This window comes from Caballeronia sp. Lep1P3 (assembly GCF_022879595.1).
Taxonomy (GTDB): domain Bacteria; phylum Pseudomonadota; class Gammaproteobacteria; order Burkholderiales; family Burkholderiaceae; genus Caballeronia.
The window spans coordinates 136,748-153,856 of sequence record NZ_CP084267.1 but is presented as its reverse complement, the minus strand read 5'-3'; the positions used below and the strand labels follow the sequence as shown (position 1 = coordinate 153,856).

Genomic DNA, 17,109 nt, shown 5'->3' with positions numbered 1-17,109 from the left:
CGAAGAAATGAAGGCCGCATCGACGTCGAATGCTTCGAACGATCGAGCGGAAAAACGTGTTATCCGCGCTGCCTCGTGCATAGCAGATAGGCGATGTACACACCGGCCGCCGCGAGACCGGACGCAAGCAACACACCGTGAATGCCGACGAGACGCACGAGAATCACGTTCGCAATCAGCTTGATGACGAAGCCTACGACGGCGATGACCGAGATCAACCTGAAACGTCCTTCGCTCACGGACAACTGGATGAGCACCCAGCACGCGTAGGAAAACGGTATCTGCAAGAGGCCCGCGCGGAAAAGGCCGACGACCGCGACGGTATCCCGAGCCGTGAACGCGCCGCGCTGAAACAGCAACGCGACGGCGAACGGCGCGGCGACATAGGCGAACGCGGCTGCGAACGTGCCGACGACGAGCATCAGCAGCGACCATTTGAGCGTCGTGCTTCGCGCACGCCCGGCATCGCCGTGAAGCAGCATCTCCGAGATGACCGGAAGCGTTGCGCGGCTGATCGCGAGCGCGCCCATGCTCATGAGAAGCGAGATGAGGCGGTTCGCATAGCCGAGTGACGCGACGTTTCCGTCGCCCGCCTGCGCGAGAAAATATTGATCGACTGGACCCGACAGATTGCCGATGACGGCGCCGAGCATCAGCAGCGTCATCGCGCGAAGCAGGATCGGCCACTGTCGCGATTGCAGCGATAGACGCGTGGGAGCGCGCATCGCATCCGCGCGTTTCGCGAGAGCGCGAAGGGCGAGCGCCTGCGCGAGAAAGCCGATGCTCGTGCCCAACGCGAGCGGCAACACGGACGCGCCGTCTCCCGAAGCGAAGAGAAACGAGAGCAGCACGAGCGCGGGAATGCATTCGAGCAAAGTGCCGACATGATTTCCGCAAGCCTGCAGCCGCGCCGAGCCTATGCACGCGACGATGACGAGCGCGCCGACCGGCGCCATGCCCAGGAGCATCAGCCGGGCGGTGTCGCGCGTCGCTTGCGCAAGGTTGCTCGCGATGAGCGGGCTCAGGTGCGGCCACAGCGTGCAGAGCGCAACGGACAGCACGATGCCAAGCGCTGCGGCAACGCCCGTCAGTTCGCCGAGAAAGCGGCTCTTTTCCGCACGGTCGCTCTGCAATTTGATGAGCATGGGAACGAGCAGCCGCCCCAACTCGGATGTCAGCGTGACCGGGATCCAGGTGACGAGCGTGTAAGCGAGTTGATACGCGTCGACAGTCCCGCTTATTCCGTATCGATACGCGATCGTCATCTCCTTCGATGCCCCGACGATCTTGCCCGCCGCGACGAAACACAGTAAAAGCAGCGCGCTTCTCGCAATTCTCTTGTGGTCCCGATGAACGCCGAGCAGCCGCTTGCGGAACGCGCCGACCGCTGTTGTCAGCATGCGCTCGCTCGATGAACGTGCGTTGAAATACGCTTCGAAAGATGCGTCGTCGAGCGCGTGTGTTCGGTTCTGCTCATCTGCCTAGCCTCGAATGAAAACGATAGTCCTGCCGCAGCGCCGCAGGCAAAATCATAATGCGCAAGACCGCGGAATTCGCCTTCTCGCGCATTCATCGAATGTGCGTTGGGCCACACAATGACCGGATATCGATGGCACTGCCAATTGCATCGAACGGCGAGCGAAGGCACATTACGCGATCGGCTTAGTCACGCAGGTTTAATCGTTGGAGTGGTCGAATGATGCTAGTCTGCAAGTGAAGACCGTTCACCGGGACTTCGAAATATCCTCGACGTGCAATCGTATGAGTGTTGACGATTCCAGGGGCGTTGCGCATGCGGTGCGTGTGACGTTCAACGCGCTTGCAGTGCTGTCCGCTGGCGTGTGCAGCGTGGCGCTCGCGGTCGACTCGCCGGTGCCGCGCTCGGCGAAATGTCCGCTGACGTCGTTCGATGCCCCCGCGCTCAATCGCCCGAAAGACCCGCGTCAGTTCGGCGCGAAATGCGATGGCGTCACCGACGACAGCGCCGCGTTCCAGAAGGCCGTCAACGCCGGCGATGTCAGGATCGCGGCGGGCACCTGCATCATCGACAAGACGGTCATCGTCAGGGCGAGCCACCGGCACATCCGATGCGCGCCCGACACGATACTAAAGCGCACCGTGTCGGACGCGCAAAGCATGTTCGTGTACGAAGCGGGCGCGGGCGCGCTCATCGGCGACAGCATCGTGAACTGCAATTTCGTGGGCGCGAACGCGGTGCGCCCGCATATCGACTTCGATGCGCCGGGGCACTGGGACATTCCGGTATTGACGAGAGACAACGTCAGCAATTTTTTGTTGGCGGGCAATACGTTCAGGCAGTTCTACGGACAGGCGATGTTCCAGACGACCGGCGCGAACGGCGGCAGCGGCGACAGGATCATCTTCAATACGTTCAGGAGCTGTCCGTTCTATGGTCCGGCTTTCGTCGGACACATGCACGGATACGTGGCGTACAACGAGCTGGTGGACTGCACCGCCGGCGTGGAGAACGATCACCCGACGGACAAGACGGGCGGCAACATCTTCGAATGCAATCGCGTGAGCGCGAGCGAAGCGGTGGGATCGATCACCGGCGGCGTTCACGGCGGAACTTCGAACTACAGCGGGAATATCGTGCGATACAACGTCGTGGTGGGCGACAAGACGTCCATCATGATGAAGCCTCGCGAGGGCGGCCGCTCCGCCCAATACTACGGAAACTCGTGCACGAAAGGATGCCGCGTGGAGTAGTACCGAATCTGGTACGAAACCTAGTACCTAAGCGCATCCGGTCAGCATCTCGCTCAACTGCCAGAAGAGAGGGGCACCTTGAATACCAATTCCATCCGCTTCGAGACGATCACGACACTCGCGCGCTTCGAGTCGCTGCGGGACGAGTGGACCGCTCTATGGGTCCGTGCAAATGGCATTCATAACCTGAGCTTCGAGTATTGCCTGCATTCGCTGAAGGAAGTCGCGTTGCCCGACGGAGCGGAGGTCTTCTGTATCGTTGGCTTCGAAGGCGAGCGTCTCGTCGTCGCGTGGGCATTGCTGCGCGAGCGTGAAATGCTATGGCGATCCATTCGCGCGCTCGCGCCCGATAGCTCCGTGCCTTCGGAGGTTCTCGTCGAACAAGGTCCAGAGCATAACGAACTCATTGCTCGCGTATGGAAGGTGCTTCATTCGGAGAAGCGCGCCGACTTGCTGAATCTTCCCTACGTGCGCGCGGGGACCGAGCTTCATGCGCAGGCATCGAAGGTTCGCGCGAAAGGGCGCTCGGAGCCGCTCGAGATCGCTGTCGTGCGCCGCGCGCGCTGGGCCGACTGGGAGTCGTTGCGGCAGTCGCTGCCGACGAAATCGCGCAAGGAACTCGACACATGCAACCGGCGCTTGTCGAAGCTCGGCAGCGTAAGCGTGTCGATCGTGAATCCGGCGGAATCGTCGGGCGATTCGCTGATTGACTATCTCTTCGACTGGAAGAAAAAGTGGGCCGAGAAGACGGGCCGGCAGGGAAACTTCTTCGCGCCGCGCATTCGCAACTTCGCCGCGAGTCTTCTGCGCGATCCGCGCACGTCGGGGCAATTCCTGCTGTTTGCGTTATCCGTCGATGACGTGCCGGTCGCGGTCAACCTGGTCGCGGTGGAAAAGACCTGCGTGCGCGGCATGCAGGCCGCTTTCGACGATGCCTATGGCAAGTACACGCCCGGCGCGATACTGCTCGAGCATGTGGTCAAGTGGGCGTTCGACTCGAACCGCGACTTCGACTTCGGCGCGGGCGGCGGCAAGTACAAGAGCGTATGGGCAGGGGAATCGAGCTACGCTTGCACGGACTTTCGCATTGCGACGAGTCAATGGGGAAAGCTCGCGTTCATCCTCGCGGACGTTCGGCGCTGGTATCGCGCGAACAAGGCGGCGCCGTCGCTCAAAAGCACGCCGGCCGCAGGCAATCCGCTGCGCACGGACCTCGAACCGTGATTGTGATGCGCGCGTGCGCGGCGCACATGCCGCGCCGCGCACGCGCACGCGGTCTCAGGGCTGCTTGCTGGTGCTGAGCGCTTCCGCCGGTGATTCCTCGAAAGCGGCGCTACGGCGCGGCAACAGTTCGAGATACACGGAGAGCGTCTTGTCGATAACGATGCGCTCGTCGAATTCCTGAAGCACGCGCTCGCGCGCCGCCATGCCGAGCTTTCCTGCGAGCGCTCTGTCGTCATCGAGCAGGCGGATTGCGTTCGCGAGCGCGACGCTGTCGCGAACCGGCACGACGAGACCATCGACCCCGTTTTCGGTGACGACTTCGCGGCATCCCGGCGCGTAAGTCGTGACGAGCGGCAGCGCGCAGGCAGCCGCCTCGATCAGCGATTTCGGCAGCCCTTCGCGATAGCTCGGCAGCGCCATCACGTCGATTTCGGAGAGCAGCTTCGGCATGTCGTCGACATGACCGAGCCATGTCACGAGCCCTTCGCCGACCCAACTCTCGACAACGGACCGTTCGACCGAAGCGGGATTGCCGTCATCGGGCAAACCGGCGAGAAGGAACTGCACGGTGCGGCCTTCCTGCCTGAGCGCGCGCGCGGCCTCGACATATTCGGCGATGCCCTTGTCCCACAGAAGCCGCGCCGCGAGCAGGACACGCAAAGGCTTTTTCTCGCCGTCCGCAGGCTCTTGCGCGCGCATCTGAAAGCGCGTCAGCGAAACGCCCGAGCTTCGGATGAGCCGCAAAATGGATTCGTCGACGAGCTTCGTGGAGCGGAAGAACTCGAGATCGTCGGCGTTCTGCAGGATCAGCGCGCTGCCGCGGCCGCCGAACGCGAGGCGCATCGCGAGCGTGACGAGCGGCTTGAGCGTGCGCGCCTTCAGATCGCGGCTCGTGAACACATAGCCCATGCCCGCCACCGCGTTCACGCGAGCGGGCACGCCGGCGATGCGGCTCGCGAACGCGCCATAGACCGCGCTCTTGATGGTGAACCCATGCACGAGCGCGGGCCGCTCCCGAAACAGAAAGCGCGCGAGCCACGCGAGCAGCGCGGCTTCGCGCAACGGATTGAGGCTGCGCCGCGCCATCGGAACGGCGTGCCAGCGAAAGCCGAGCGCCTCGAGCTTCGGCCCGTATTCGCCATCGGGTGAAATGAGCACGACTTCGAAGCCTTCGTCGCGCAGCTTGCGGGCGAGCGAGAGGCGGAAGTTGTAGAGATACCAGTCCGTGTTCGCGAAGAGAACGACTTTCGGCGCGTCCATGCGGGCTCCTTCAGCGTGGCCTTGGCCGGGCGGCGCCGGCAGGCATCGTGGTTCGTCGTGTGGATCGATCGGTGCGCGGCGCGCAGGGCGTCGGCGATCAGGCTTGCCCCAGCGCCGCGCATGGCTCGCCGGCATGCCGGACGCTGCGGACGTACCAGGGCATCGTTCGCTGCAAGCCGTCGAGAATGCGGATGCGGTCCGTATAACCGAGCAGACGTTCGGCCTTGGCGACGCTCGCCTGTGAATGCCGCACATCGCCGATGCGGAAATCGCGGTACTTCGGCGTCTTGTCGTTGAAGATGCCCTGCGTGGCGAGCGCCTGCTGCAACGCCCGGTAAAGGTCGTTCAACGTGGTCCGGTCGCCGACGGCGACGTTGTACACCTGATTCTTCGCGGCGGCATCGGCGGTCGCGGCGAGGATGTTCGCCTTCACCACGTTATCGACGAAACAGAAGTCGCGGCTCGTCTCGCCGTCGCCATTGATATGCACGTCTTCATCGCGGATCAGCGCGGCCGTCCACAGCGGAATGACCGCGGCATACGCGCCGTTCGGGTCCTGCCGCTGACCGAATACGTTGAAATACCGCAGGCCGATCGAATCGAAACCATAGGTGCGCGAAAAGACGTCCGCGTAGAGCTCGTTGCAGAGCTTCGTGACCGCGTAAGGCGAAAGCGGACGGCCGATCTTGTCCTCGACCTTGGGCAAGTCCGGATGGTCGCCATACGTCGAGCTGGATGCCGCATACGTGAAGCTCGACACCTTCGCGTCGCGCGCCGCGACGAGCACGCGCAGAAAGCCGCTGTTGTTGACTTCGTGCGTCGTGATCGGGTCGTTGACCGAACGCGGCACCGAGCCGAGCGCGGCTTCGTGCAGAACGTGATCGACGCCGCTCACGGCGGCCGCGCAGTCGTCCGCGTTGCGGATATCGCCCTCGATGAAGCGGAAGCGCGACCACTGTTCCTTCGTGACGAGGCCGCGCACTTCGTCGAGATTGTGGCGGTAGCCCGTCATGAAGTTGTCGAGGCCGGTCACGCGCTGGTCGAGCTTCAGCAGGGCTTCGAGAAGATTCGAACCGACGAAGCCGGCCACGCCCGTAATGAGCCAGTGTCTGGGATCGCGCGCGAGCGCTTCACAGACGACATCGAAGCGGTTCAGCATGTCATCGGCTCCAGTTGGACGGTCGGGGCGTCGCGCTCAAAGACGCAGATCGCTCTCATGGCTTTCGAGGACATATTTGAGGTCGTAGAGAACGTGGTCCGTCTTGCCGTAGGCGCGCACCGTCGCCTCGTCCATGCGCCGGAATTCCTGATGCGCGACGGCGAGGATGATCGCGTCGTAGCTGCCGGCGCGCGGCGCGTCGATCGGATCGAGACCGTATTCGTGATGCGCTTCGTCCTTCGATACCCACGGGTCGAACACATCGACGCTCATGCCGTATTCCTTGAGCTCGCTCACGATGTCGATCACGCGCGTGTTGCGCAAGTCGGGGCAGTTCTCCTTGAACGTCAGCCCCATGACGAGCACGTTCGCCCCGGCTATCGGAATATTGCGTTTGGTCAGCGCCTTCACGAGCTGCGATCCGATGTACTTGCCCATGCTGTCGTTGAGCCGGCGTCCCGCGAGAATGATCTCGGGGTGATAGCCGATTGCCTGCGCCTTGTGCGTGAGGTAGTACGGGTCCACGCCGATGCAATGACCGCCGACGAGGCCGGGCCGGAACGGAAGGAAGTTCCACTTGGTTCCGGCGGCGTCCAGCACGGCCTTCGTATCGATGCCCATCTTGTTGAAGATGATCGCCAGCTCGTTGATGAGCGCGATGTTCACGTCGCGCTGCGTGTTCTCGATGACCTTCGCGGCTTCCGCGACGCGGATGCTTTCCGCCTTGAAGGTGCCGGCCTCGATGATCTCGCGATAGAGGTTATCGACCACATCGGCGACTTCGGGCGTCGATCCCGAAGTGACCTTGCGAATGTTGGTGACGCGATGTTCCTTGTCGCCGGGATTGATGCGTTCCGGGCTGTAACCGACAAAGAAATCGACATTGAATTTCAGGCCTGACATGCGTTCCAGCACGGGCACGCATTCCTCTTCCGTCGCGCCGGGATAGACCGTCGATTCGTAGATCACGATGTCGTTCTGCTTGAGCACCTTGCCGATCGTCTCGCTCGCGCCGATCAAAGGGTCCAGATTGGGCCGCTTGTATTGATCGATAGGCGTCGGCACCGTCGCGATAAATACGTTGCAGCCGGTGAGATCCTCGATGTCGTGACTGAATCTGAGCCGTCCCGCGCCGGCGAGTTCTTCATCGCTCACTTCGAGCGTGAAGTCGTGGCCCTCGATGAGCGCGGAAATGCGGCGGCGATTGGTGTCGAAGCCCACGACCGTGCGCTTCTTGCTGAACTCGACGGCAAGGGGCAGTCCTACATAACCCAAACCGATTACTGCCACATTCAGATCGCGAGATTCATACATGATCTGCCCCTGGAAAGACATTGTTCAATGGTATGAGGATCGAGTGCCGCCGATTGATCCAATGGTCGTTCCGGGTGTTCGGACCGCCGTCACCCGGTGAGAGAACTGGCGCGATGCATTCCTAATAATGTTATGAACGGGCGGCTTGGGAATACGCGCGAAGGTGCTGCGAAATCGCTCTTCACCCCTGAGCGCAGATGCCCGTCGAACAATTAGTAACACTAACGGTTGTCCTTGAAGCAACCGAAAAACGGCGGTGCGTGTATCGCACTTTAGTGCAATGCAATGCGACACGACGATCTTATACACGAATGCGTCGCCGAAGAGTAGGGCTTTCCTTAGGTGCGCAAATACAATACGCGTTAAGTGTTTTAGCGCACACAACTCACCGACTTTGCGGGCGTGTTATCGATTAAGCTCTCGAAGATTGATGAGGAATGTGCGCAAGCGCACTCGCTGAAAGTAACGCGAAATCGTGCATGCGCGCATCGGCATTCGGGCGCCGCGTGTTGCGTCGCACCCGCCAGCAAAGTCTTCGAGACATTCCACCGGCACAGGGCTATTGGATGAGGATCCTGCACATCATTTCAGGTCTTGGCGTGGGAGGAGCGGAAACCCTTTTGTATCGGCTGGCGCAGATGTCGCACGCAGCGCGTGCGCAGCATCTCGTCGTCTCGCTGTCATCCGTCGGCATCATGGGCGCGAGGCTGCAGACGCTCGGCGTCGAGGTGCGCGCGCTCGGCATGGGCAACGGCGTGCCGCAGCCGCTGCTCGTCCGAAAGCTCGCCGGCTGGATCGTCGATTACGCGCCCGATGTCGTGCAGACGTGGATGTATCACGCGGACCTCATCGGCGGCTTCGCGGCGCATCTCGCGAAACGCAGGCTCGCGGCGCGCAACGCGGCGAGCAGCCGCTTCGGCGTGTTCTGGGCCATTCATCAAAGCGAGTATCCGGTCTTCAGGTCCGAACCCAAGTTGAGCGTGGTGGCGCGGTGTTGCGCGGTCAGTTCGTCGAGGATTCCGGATCTCATCATCTGCTGCGCTGAGACGGCGCGGGCCAACCACGTAAGAGGCGGCTATAGCGCGTCTCGCATGCACGTCATACACAATGGTTTCGATGTCGACCTGTTCAGGCCGCGGCGCGAGGCGCGAAGCGATCTGAGACGGCTGCTCGGTATCGGCGACGATGTGCCGGTCGTCGGCATTGTCGGCCGGTATCACGCGGTAAAGGACTACGACAACTTCATCGCGGCGATCGGTCGCGTGCATCGCGAGATGCCGGCGTGCCGCTTCGTCATGATCGGACACGAACTGGTGAGCGAGAATCGCGCGTTGCAGCAGTCGCTGCACGATGCCGGCGTGACGGACGCGTGTCATCTGCTGGGACCGCGCGACGATGTGCAGGCGCTCGTGCCGGGCTTCGACGTCTTCTGCCTGTCGTCGAGGAGCGAGGGCTTTCCGACCGTCATCGGCGAGGCGATGGCCTGCGGCGTGCCGTGCGTGGCCACCGATGTCGGCGACACGGCGGTGCTCATCGGCGATACGGGCCGCGTCGTGCCGGCGAGAAATCCGGAGGCGCTCGCGTCCGGGCTTCTGTCGGTGCTGTCGTTGCCGCTGGAGGCGCGACGAAACATGGGCGAGCTTGCGCGAGAGCGCATCCGGTCGGTGTTCTCGATCGAATCGACGTGGCAGAAATACGAACGCGTTTATGCGGCGGTCAAAGAAGGAGCATGGGAATGTGCGGAATTACGGGCTTCCTGACTCGCGGTCGGCTTGACGAATCGAGCGCCGGGCCACGGCTGCGCGCCATGTGCGACAGCCTCGCGCGGCGCGGCCCGGACGACGCCGGATACTGGATCGATGCACAAGCCGGCGTCGCACTGGGGCATCGGCGTCTCGCGATCGTCGATCTTTCCGAACTCGGTCATCAGCCGATGGCATCGGCGTGCGGCCGATACGTGATCGTCTATAACGGCGAGGTCTATAACGCCGAAGACTTGCGCAAGGAACTCGACGCGCTGCCCGGTTCACCGGACTGGCGCGGCCATTCGGACACCGAAGTGCTGCTCGCGGCTTTCGCGCGATGGGGCATCGAGAAGACGCTCGACAAGGCGTATGGCATGTTCGCGTTCGCGTTGTGGGACCGCGATGAACGCGTGCTCACGCTCGGACGCGATCCGCTCGGCGAGAAGCCGCTCTACTACGCGTGGCTCGGCGACACGTTCGTCTTCGGCTCCGAGTTGAAGGCGCTGCGGCGTCATCCGGCGTTTCGCGATGTCGGCATCGACCGCGACGCGCTCGGCATGTACATGCGCTATTGCAGCGTTCCCGCGCCGCACACGATCTACGAGGGCGTGAGCAAGCTGCTTCCCGGCGCGCTCGCGACGGTCAGACCCGCTCATGGCGATGTCGTCGTTCGTCCGTACTGGCGTCTCGACGATGTCGTCGCGCGAGCGAAGGCCGAGCCGTTCACCGAAGGCGATGCCGTCGGCGAACTCGACAGCGTGTTTCGCAAGGTGCTGAGAGACCAGATGGTCGCGGACGTGCCGCTCGGCGCGTTCCTGTCGGGCGGCATCGATTCGTCGCTCGTCGTTTCGCTGATGCAGGCGGAAAGCGCGCGTGCCGTGAAGACGTTCTCGATCGGCTTCGATCAGGCCGGATTCAACGAAGCGACCCATGCGCGGCGGATCGCGCAACATCTGGGAACGGAGCATCACGAACTCTACGTGACGCCCGCGCATGCGCTCGCCGTGGTGCCGCAGTTGCCGCAAATCTACGACGAACCGTTCGCGGATTCCTCGCAGATTCCGACGTTCCTGGTCTCGCAGATGGCGCGGCATCATGTAACCGTGAGCTTGTCGGGCGACGGCGGCGATGAGCTCTTCGGCGGTTATAACCGCCACGTCGCGGCGCAGGGGCTATGGGACAAACTGAGCCGCGTGCCTTTGCCCGCGCGCGCGTTGACCGCGCGTTGCGTGCGCGGGCTGGGCGCGGAGCGTCTCGACCGCATGGCGGCGCCGCTCGTCGGCATGATGCCGCAGAGCATGCGTCACACGCAGGTCGGAGAAAAGCTGCTGAAGCTCGCGGACGCGATGAGCGCCGAAGGGTTGGAGGCATCGTATGAGCGGCTCGCATCCGCGTTCGACGCGCCCGAGCAAATCGTCCTTGGTTACCGCACGCCGTTGGCGGCGTCCGCGTTGAGCGGCTTGCCGGCGTCGCTGACCGACGCGGAGCGCATGATGTATCTCGACGCCGTCCGCTATTTGCCGACCGATATCCTCGCGAAGGTGGATCGTGCCGCAATGCATGTGAGCCTCGAGACGCGCGTGCCGTTTCTGGACCGGCGCATCGTCGAATTCGCGTGGCGCCTTCCGCTGTCGATGAAGGTCAACAAGGGCGTCGGGAAAGTCGTGCTTCGAGACCTGCTCGACCGATACGTGCCGCGCCAGTTGTTCGAGCGTCCGAAGCACGGATTCAGCGTGCCGATTGCTTCGTGGCTTCGCAACGACTTGCGCGAGTGGGCGTCCGACCTTCTCAACGGCGATCGCTTGCGACGCGAAGGCTATCTGAACGAACCGATGGTCAGGAAGATGTGGGACCAGCATTCGGCCGGAACGCATAGCTGGCACACGCGTCTGTGGGCCGTGCTGATGTTCGAGGCCTGGCTCGATGCGAACAAGTCCGTCGATGCGGAAGAGTTCGACCTGACCGATACGGCGAGCTGAGCGTCTGATCCGTTCGCTCGCATCGAGAAACATCACATCAAAAATAAGCGGCGCGCACGGTGTGGCGCCGCTTCGTCATTGCGCGATCCGCCACGGTCGTCGCCTCTAAAGTTCCGCACGCCGAAGCCGTTATACAAGTGCCTGGCCGGGAAAATACGCAGCCCCCGGCATCAGTCGTGCTTGCCGTTGCTTCGCGCTGCGAGATGAGCCTGTCGACGGGGCGTTCAATCGACGCCGCCGCAACGCCGGCAAAATCTACTCGCGATTTGGTAAAAGTCACGCGTCTGTGCAGCATCGCACGCATGCCATGGGTTGTCCGGCGTGGCCGCGATGGAGCATTGGACGTACGTGTGCTTCCGCACATAAGAAAGCTGCGTGATAACATGGCAACACCGGCGTGACCCTCCGTAGTGCGTTTTAAAGGACGGCACGCCATGCGTTTGGACCTTCACCGGATCCGGACAGCGCAACTCGCGGAGAAAACATGGATTGGCTCAACGTGATTGGGACTGTTGCGATCGGGGCCGTCGTGGTTTTAGCGGGGGTCGCCGTGTCCGATATCGTCCGTCTGCCGGGCGCGAAACGCTCGGCGCGGGACAATCGTCCGGAGAACTCGCGTCATGCGCCAGCGGGTCAGGAAGGCACGCGCCGGCAAGCGTTCAAACGCTCGGACGGCACCGACCGCTAGGCAAACCGCACACGCCAGACGGCTCGCTTCTTCCGCGAGCTAAAGGCGGAAATTTCCCGACTGCGCTTTCGCACGCCTGTACGCGCGCAGCTTGATGTCCACCACCGTGACTTCTCCTGTCCGGTTCCACGTATGCACGCCGGATCGCCCACGCGGGGCGTTCATCACCGACACCGGCGTTTCCGCATATCGCGACGCACTCATCTCCGTAATCTCGCAGAAGCGCAATGCCGCGCCGTACTCGCGCTCGCAATCCTGAGCGGGCCGGATAAGGCGCCCGTTTTCGTCCCTGAAAAGGTTGCCGGCCATTCGCGCGCCGCGGCAGTCCGACACGACCGGATTGCCCGGATGCGCATGCCACGGCCCGAAAGGGGATTGCGCATGAAAGAGATGCAACTCGTCCCAGTTCGGACCGCCGCCTTGCTCGATCGTGGTGAAAAGCCACCAGGTTCCGGCCTCGTGAAAGAGCGTCGTATCGGCGGCGACGATGTCTTCCATCAACGTCGCGTGATGCACCCACGCATCGGGAAACGGCGCCGCGCGATACACCTCGATCGTCCGATTGGCCGATGTCTCCGGAATCATGAAGACATCGCCCGCATAGTCGAATAGAAACGGATACGACAGATGGTACGGCCGTTCCAGGACGACGCGCGGCGCCTTCCACGACTCGGACGACTTCGAAACAGGATCGAGCGCGACGTGCGAAATCACGCCCTTGTTCGTCGCATACGGCAGGTCTTCGAAGAACAGGTGATAGCCGCCCGACGCATCGCGCCAGAGAAACGGGTCCGCGTAGAAGCGATCGTCCGGCGATGGAATGTGCATCTGCCATGTCGCTTCGCCTGCACGCGCCGCGTCGGATGAATCCTCGACGCGCCACGCGATGCCCCAGTGATCGCTGCGCGTGAACGCCCTGCGAAACTTGTTGACGGTTTTGCCGACCAGATGCCGGACGGCGAAGTGCAGCACGTCGGCGGGCGAGGGACGTGTGTCGGAGTCCGCAACATCGATGACGGGGAACGCGCCCGGATGTGTCGCCTCACGAAGACGCTCCCGCGCGCGCTCGCACAGTTGGCGCTGCCGGTCGAGCGCGAGCGCGAGCGACGCGCAGAAGAACTCGCGGTTCGGAATCGCGACGTGCGACTCCGCGATCAGACGCGCCGTTCCATCCGGCGCGCGCCACACCACCTGAAGGTGAGGCGTTTGCCGCCGCAGCAGCGTTCGCCACAAATTCGCGACGCCCCACGCGCCGTTGTACGCGACGGCGCATTGCATGTCGTCGAGGCTGTCCGTCGCGGACGATTCGAAGCCGCGCGGTGCGCGATACGCGGCGCGCTCCAGCGCCATCCACAGTTCGAGCGACAACGGGAAACGCTGCGCCGTGCGCGTCGCGGTTTGCGCGGAATGGTCGTCGAGGCCGCCGGGCGCGGAACGCGCGGTCATTCGCCGCTCACTTTTTGCGGCGGCATCGCGCGCGGCTCGCCGGACGGCTGCTTCAGGCACACGAGATAGCAGACGAAGCCCGCGGCGGTCATGAGGCCCGTCGCAAGCATCACGCCCTGCGCGCCGTACAGCGGCGCGAGAAGCACGTTGCCGCCCGCCTTCACGACAAAACTGATGACCGCGATGAACGTGAGCGCCCGATAGCGCGCTTCGCTCACGAACAATTGAATCACGACGAAGCCGCCGAACGCGAAGGGAACCTGAAGCAGGCCCGTGCGGAAGACGAGTGTCACCGCCTTCGCATCGTCCGCCGTGAAAGCGCCGCGCTGGAACAGCAACTGGACGATCCACGGCGCGAGCACATATGAGACGACCGCGCCGAGCGCGCCGAGCGCGAGCATGACGAGCGACCACTTGAGCGCGGTGTCGCGGGCGCGCACGAAGTCCTTCGCGGCCAGCATTTCCGCGAGGATCGGCAGGATCGCGCGGCTGATCGCGAGCGCGCCCATGCCGATGAGCAAGGTCAGCACGCGATACGCATAGCCATAGGTCGCGATGGCGCCGTCGCCGACATGCGCGAGGAAATACTGATCGACCGGCGTAATCATGCTGACGATGACGCCGCCCACCATCAGCATGCTCACCGAGTGCAAGGTTTTGCCCCAGTGCGGCGAGCGAAAAGAGAGACGCGGGCGCGCCTTCTGTCCATCGGCGTTTCTCGCGATGATACGAAGAAGCAGCGCTTGCACCGCGACGCCGAGCGAGGTGCCGAGCATCAGCGGAAGGAGCGAGTCGCGATGCGGCACGACGAGAATGAAGCACAACAAAACGAGCGCCGGAACGGATTCCAGCAGCGTGTTGATGTGCCGCTCGCGCGCCTGAAGCCGCGCAGCGGTGATGCAGACCGTGAAGCTCAGAATGCCGACCGGCGCGAGCCCCATCAGCAGATAGAGGCACATCGTGCGCGTGTGTTCGGATAGATTCGACGCGGTGAAATGCGCGACGAGCGGCCAGCTCAGCAGCAAGAGCGACGTCAGCACGACCCCGAGCAGCATGCAGACGCCTTCGAGTTCCGCGAGGAACTGCGCCAGTTCTTCTTTTTTATCGCGCATGCCGACGAAAAGCGGCACGAGCAGAATGCTCAATTCACCGATGAGCGTGAGCGGAAGCCACGAAACGAGCGTGAGCGCGAGCTGATACGCATCCACGGTGCCGCCGATGCCGTAGCGGTAGGCCACCGCCATTTCCTTGAACGCGCCCGTTCCCTTGCCAAGAAAGACGAACAACGAAACGATGGCGGCGCCCCTCGCGATGCGCCGGTGATCGGTATGGACGTTCCGGATGCGTCTTCTCAATACGCCGAGCGCGGATGTCAGCACGTAGGCTCCCCTTGGAATCAGACATCGTTCTTACGATTAACGCGTAGTCTCCGGATGAGTCGCGCGCGTTGCGAGCCGTCGCGGACGAATCCGACTATACCGGCGAGCGTCGCGCGCGTGTGGTCAATCCGGTGTCTTAAGCGATTAATCTGATTGCGTCTATCCGTCAGACGTTAAGCGCGTTTTGCGTCGCTCGTTCGCGCGAACAGGGAAAGCGTAATGCGCAAACGTGACGGCCATGCAGAGGGAAACGACTAATTGACACCCGTGCGCATAACGAACGAATTGCCGTTGATATGCGTTGCGAGCGATGACCTGGTGTGGACCGCTAAGAAGTCAGCGAGCGCGCCGTTTCGTGTGATTTTTGAAGGCCCGGCGCCGGTGGAATGCGCAAGAAAACGCGAGTCTGCTGCGGACGAAAAAAAAGCCCGCTCTGAGAGCGGGCTTGAATCCATATCGGTTGAGACATGGAGGAGACAGGAGCTAGTATAAACCCTTAGTCCGCCATGTCAAGCGTCGATTCGAAAAAATCTCATCCGGCGGGACGGGCGCGGCGCGAAAGTCCTCGCCGGCTGACGTTACTGCTTGCCGAGACTGTGGTAATACGCCGCGAGATTGCCGACATCCGTATCCGACAAGCCTTTCGCCACCACCGACATCATCTCGTTCTGACGCGCGCCCGAGCGGAAATCGCCGAGCGCCTTGACGAGATATTCCTCCGTCTGCCCCGCGAGGTTGGGCGCTTCGGGCAGCTTCGACATGCCGTCCAGCCCGTGACACGCCGAACACTGCGCCGCCTTCGCGCGTCCCGCCTTGATGTCGCCAGCGGCGAGCGACGCCTGCGAGAGGGCCATCAGCGCGAGCGCGAGCGCCGCCGTGCGGCGCGCGTCCCTCACTTGGCCCCCGTATAGGAGATGCGGTAGATCGCGCCCGCGTAGTCGTCCGAGACGAGGAGCGAGCCGTCCTGCAGCATCTGCACGTCGACGGGGCGGCCCATGTACTCGCCGCTCTGCGTGAGCCAGCCTTCCGCGAAGACTTCGGCCTCGCCCGCGGTGCCGTCGTCCTTGATCGGCGTGAACATGACGCGCGCGCCGATGGGCTTCGTGCGATTCCACGAGCCATGCTCCGCGTCGAAGATACCGCCCTGATACTTCTGCGGGAACATCTTGCCGTTATAGAACGACATGCCGAGGTCGGCGGCGTGCGCGGCGAATTCCACTTGCGGAAAGACCACGCCCGCCGGCGGATTCTGGTCCTTGTACTCGACCGTGCGAACCTTGCCGCCGCCGTACCACGGAAAGCCGAAGTTTTCGCCGGCCTTCGTCGCGTGATTCAGTTCGCCGGGCGGGATGTCGTCGCCCATGCCGTCGACTTGGTTATCCGTGAACCACAGCGTCTTGTCCTTGGGATTGAAGTCGAGACCGACCGAATTGCGTACGCCATGCGCGTAAACTTCGCGATTCTTGCCGTCCTGATCCATGCGGATGATGCCCGCCAGCCCGTTGCGGTCGAGTTCCGCGAGCTTGTCCTTCGGCGGCACATTCCACGGCTGGCCGAGCGCGATGTACAGCTTCTTGTCCGGCCCGATGCGGCAGACGCGCGCGCCGTGGTTGAAGCTCTCGAACTGCGTCGGGATCAGCTTGCCCTGCGCCACGACGACCGCCGCCGCCACGTCCGGGCCGCCTTCGCCGAAGAACTGCGCGGCCGGAAAGCCCAGCACGCGGTTCTGCTCGACGACGTAGAGCACGCCATCGGGCGAGAAGCACACGCCGTTGGGCACCTTGAACGTGACCGACGATGCGAACTGCACCACGTCGCTCGCCACGCGCTGCTTGGTCCTGTCCGTAACTTGCCAGACGCGATTCTTGCGCGTGCCGACGAACACCACGCCCGTCGATGGCTCGATCGCCATATGCCGCGCTTCGGGCACGACCGCGTACAGCTCAATTTTGAATCCGGGCGGCAGCTTGATCTGCTTGAGGTTCTCGCGCAGCGCGTCGGCGGTTTGCCCGGTCTGCGGAACGGTTTCGGGCGGCTGCGTGTTGCCGGTCTGACGGAAGTTGGACAGTGCGTTGACATTGTCCTGAGCGGCGTGCGCGGGCGGCAGGCAGGCGAACATCGCGCCGATGGCCAATGGCAAGAACTTGAGCGTTGCTTTCATCCGGTTGTCTCCTTGTTACGGCTT

Annotated in this window: 13 protein-coding genes; 5 read left to right on the top strand and 8 right to left on the bottom strand. The window is 62.9% G+C overall.

Features of this window, described 5'->3' with window-relative positions; all coding sequences use genetic code 11:
- Positions 1-59: 59 nt before the first annotated feature.
- Positions 60-1,400: a lipid II flippase MurJ gene (locus LDZ27_RS21275; RefSeq protein WP_244817775.1), complete on the bottom strand. Its 1,341-nt coding sequence runs from the start codon at positions 1,398-1,400 to the stop codon at positions 60-62.
- Between the two features lie 361 nt (positions 1,401-1,761).
- Between LDZ27_RS21275 and LDZ27_RS21270 the strand changes: the two genes are divergently transcribed.
- Both LDZ27_RS21270 and LDZ27_RS21265 read left to right on the top strand, forming a co-directional pair.
- Positions 1,762-2,730: a glycoside hydrolase family 55 protein gene (locus LDZ27_RS21270; RefSeq protein ID WP_244817774.1), complete on the top strand. Its 969-nt coding sequence runs from the start codon at positions 1,762-1,764 to the stop codon at positions 2,728-2,730.
- A 78-nt stretch (positions 2,731-2,808) separates the two neighbouring features.
- Positions 2,809-3,954 carry a GNAT family N-acetyltransferase gene (locus tag LDZ27_RS21265; RefSeq protein WP_244817773.1) on the top strand — a complete coding sequence of 382 codons (1,146 nt, stop codon included), beginning with the start codon at positions 2,809-2,811 and terminating at the stop codon, positions 3,952-3,954.
- Positions 3,955-4,008: 54 nt separating this feature from the next.
- Here the strand turns inward: LDZ27_RS21265 and LDZ27_RS21260 are convergent, their stop codons facing one another.
- The 3 genes from LDZ27_RS21260 to tviB form a co-directional block, all read right to left on the bottom strand.
- A complete protein-coding gene (locus tag LDZ27_RS21260) occupies positions 4,009-5,214 on the bottom strand; it encodes a glycosyltransferase family 4 protein (protein WP_244817772.1) in 1,206 nt (401 codons plus the stop codon).
- A 97-nt stretch (positions 5,215-5,311) separates the two neighbouring features.
- Positions 5,312-6,373, bottom strand: coding sequence for an SDR family oxidoreductase (locus LDZ27_RS21255; protein WP_244817771.1), 1,062 nt, complete (start codon positions 6,371-6,373; stop codon positions 5,312-5,314).
- A gap of 36 nt (positions 6,374-6,409) precedes the next feature.
- Positions 6,410-7,687, bottom strand: coding sequence for a Vi polysaccharide biosynthesis UDP-N-acetylglucosamine C-6 dehydrogenase TviB (tviB, locus tag LDZ27_RS21250; protein ID WP_244817770.1), 1,278 nt, complete (start codon positions 7,685-7,687; stop codon positions 6,410-6,412).
- Positions 7,688-8,253: 566 nt separating this feature from the next.
- Here tviB and LDZ27_RS21245 point away from each other — a divergent pair.
- From LDZ27_RS21245 to LDZ27_RS21235, 3 genes are all read left to right on the top strand, one after another.
- The gene (locus LDZ27_RS21245; RefSeq protein ID WP_244817769.1) at positions 8,254-9,447 is read left to right on the top strand and encodes a glycosyltransferase; all 1,194 of its coding nucleotides are present in this window, start codon (positions 8,254-8,256) and stop codon (positions 9,445-9,447) included.
- A complete protein-coding gene (asnB, locus tag LDZ27_RS21240; protein WP_244817768.1) occupies positions 9,423-11,411 on the top strand; it encodes an asparagine synthase (glutamine-hydrolyzing) in 1,989 nt (662 codons plus the stop codon). Before LDZ27_RS21245 ends, asnB begins: the two co-directional genes overlap by 25 nt.
- 484 nt (positions 11,412-11,895) lie before the next feature.
- On the top strand, positions 11,896-12,099 hold the full coding sequence (locus LDZ27_RS21235) for a hypothetical protein (RefSeq protein ID WP_244817767.1): 204 nt from the start codon (positions 11,896-11,898) through the stop codon (positions 12,097-12,099).
- A gap of 39 nt (positions 12,100-12,138) precedes the next feature.
- On the opposite strand, the gene LDZ27_RS21230 is transcribed toward LDZ27_RS21235, so the two are convergent.
- The 4 genes from LDZ27_RS21230 to LDZ27_RS21215 all read right to left on the bottom strand — a co-directional run bounded on the left by LDZ27_RS21230 (position 12,139) and on the right by LDZ27_RS21215 (position 17,085).
- Positions 12,139-13,545 (bottom strand): hypothetical protein, encoded by a 1,407-nt coding sequence (locus LDZ27_RS21230; protein ID WP_244817766.1) that lies wholly within the window; start codon positions 13,543-13,545, stop codon positions 12,139-12,141.
- Entirely contained in the window at positions 13,542-14,924 is a 1,383-nt protein-coding gene (gene murJ / locus LDZ27_RS21225) for a murein biosynthesis integral membrane protein MurJ (RefSeq protein WP_244817765.1), read from the bottom strand. The genes LDZ27_RS21230 and murJ overlap by 4 nt, the downstream gene beginning before the upstream one ends.
- A gap of 578 nt (positions 14,925-15,502) precedes the next feature.
- On the bottom strand, positions 15,503-15,778 hold the full coding sequence (locus LDZ27_RS21220; RefSeq protein WP_244817997.1) for a cytochrome c: 276 nt from the start codon (positions 15,776-15,778) through the stop codon (positions 15,503-15,505).
- A gap of 38 nt (positions 15,779-15,816) precedes the next feature.
- Positions 15,817-17,085 carry a sorbosone dehydrogenase family protein gene (locus LDZ27_RS21215; RefSeq protein ID WP_244817764.1) on the bottom strand — a complete coding sequence of 423 codons (1,269 nt, stop codon included), beginning with the start codon at positions 17,083-17,085 and terminating at the stop codon, positions 15,817-15,819.
- Between the last annotated feature and the right edge of the window lie 24 nt (positions 17,086-17,109).

What these genes read in the sequence shown, in the direction of transcription:
- LDZ27_RS21230 (WP_244817766.1), bottom strand. Translation starts at nt 13,545, where the DNA reads ATGACCGCGCGTTCCGCGCCCGGCGGCCTCGACGACCATTCCGCGCAA.
- asnB (WP_244817768.1), top strand. Translation starts at nt 9,423, where the DNA reads ATGTGCGGAATTACGGGCTTCCTGACTCGCGGTCGGCTTGACGAATCG.
- LDZ27_RS21260 (WP_244817772.1), bottom strand. Translation starts at nt 5,214, where the DNA reads ATGGACGCGCCGAAAGTCGTTCTCTTCGCGAACACGGACTGGTATCTC.
- LDZ27_RS21245 (WP_244817769.1), top strand. Translation starts at nt 8,254, where the DNA reads ATGAGGATCCTGCACATCATTTCAGGTCTTGGCGTGGGAGGAGCGGAA.
- LDZ27_RS21215 (WP_244817764.1), bottom strand. Translation starts at nt 17,085, where the DNA reads ATGAAAGCAACGCTCAAGTTCTTGCCATTGGCCATCGGCGCGATGTTC.
- LDZ27_RS21275 (WP_244817775.1), bottom strand. Translation starts at nt 1,400, where the DNA reads ATGCTGACAACAGCGGTCGGCGCGTTCCGCAAGCGGCTGCTCGGCGTT.
- LDZ27_RS21255 (WP_244817771.1), bottom strand. Translation starts at nt 6,373, where the DNA reads ATGCTGAACCGCTTCGATGTCGTCTGTGAAGCGCTCGCGCGCGATCCC.
- LDZ27_RS21235 (WP_244817767.1), top strand. Translation starts at nt 11,896, where the DNA reads ATGGATTGGCTCAACGTGATTGGGACTGTTGCGATCGGGGCCGTCGTG.
- LDZ27_RS21270 (WP_244817774.1), top strand. Translation starts at nt 1,762, where the DNA reads ATGAGTGTTGACGATTCCAGGGGCGTTGCGCATGCGGTGCGTGTGACG.
- LDZ27_RS21220 (WP_244817997.1), bottom strand. Translation starts at nt 15,778, where the DNA reads ATGGCCCTCTCGCAGGCGTCGCTCGCCGCTGGCGACATCAAGGCGGGA.
- tviB (WP_244817770.1), bottom strand. Translation starts at nt 7,687, where the DNA reads ATGTATGAATCTCGCGATCTGAATGTGGCAGTAATCGGTTTGGGTTAT.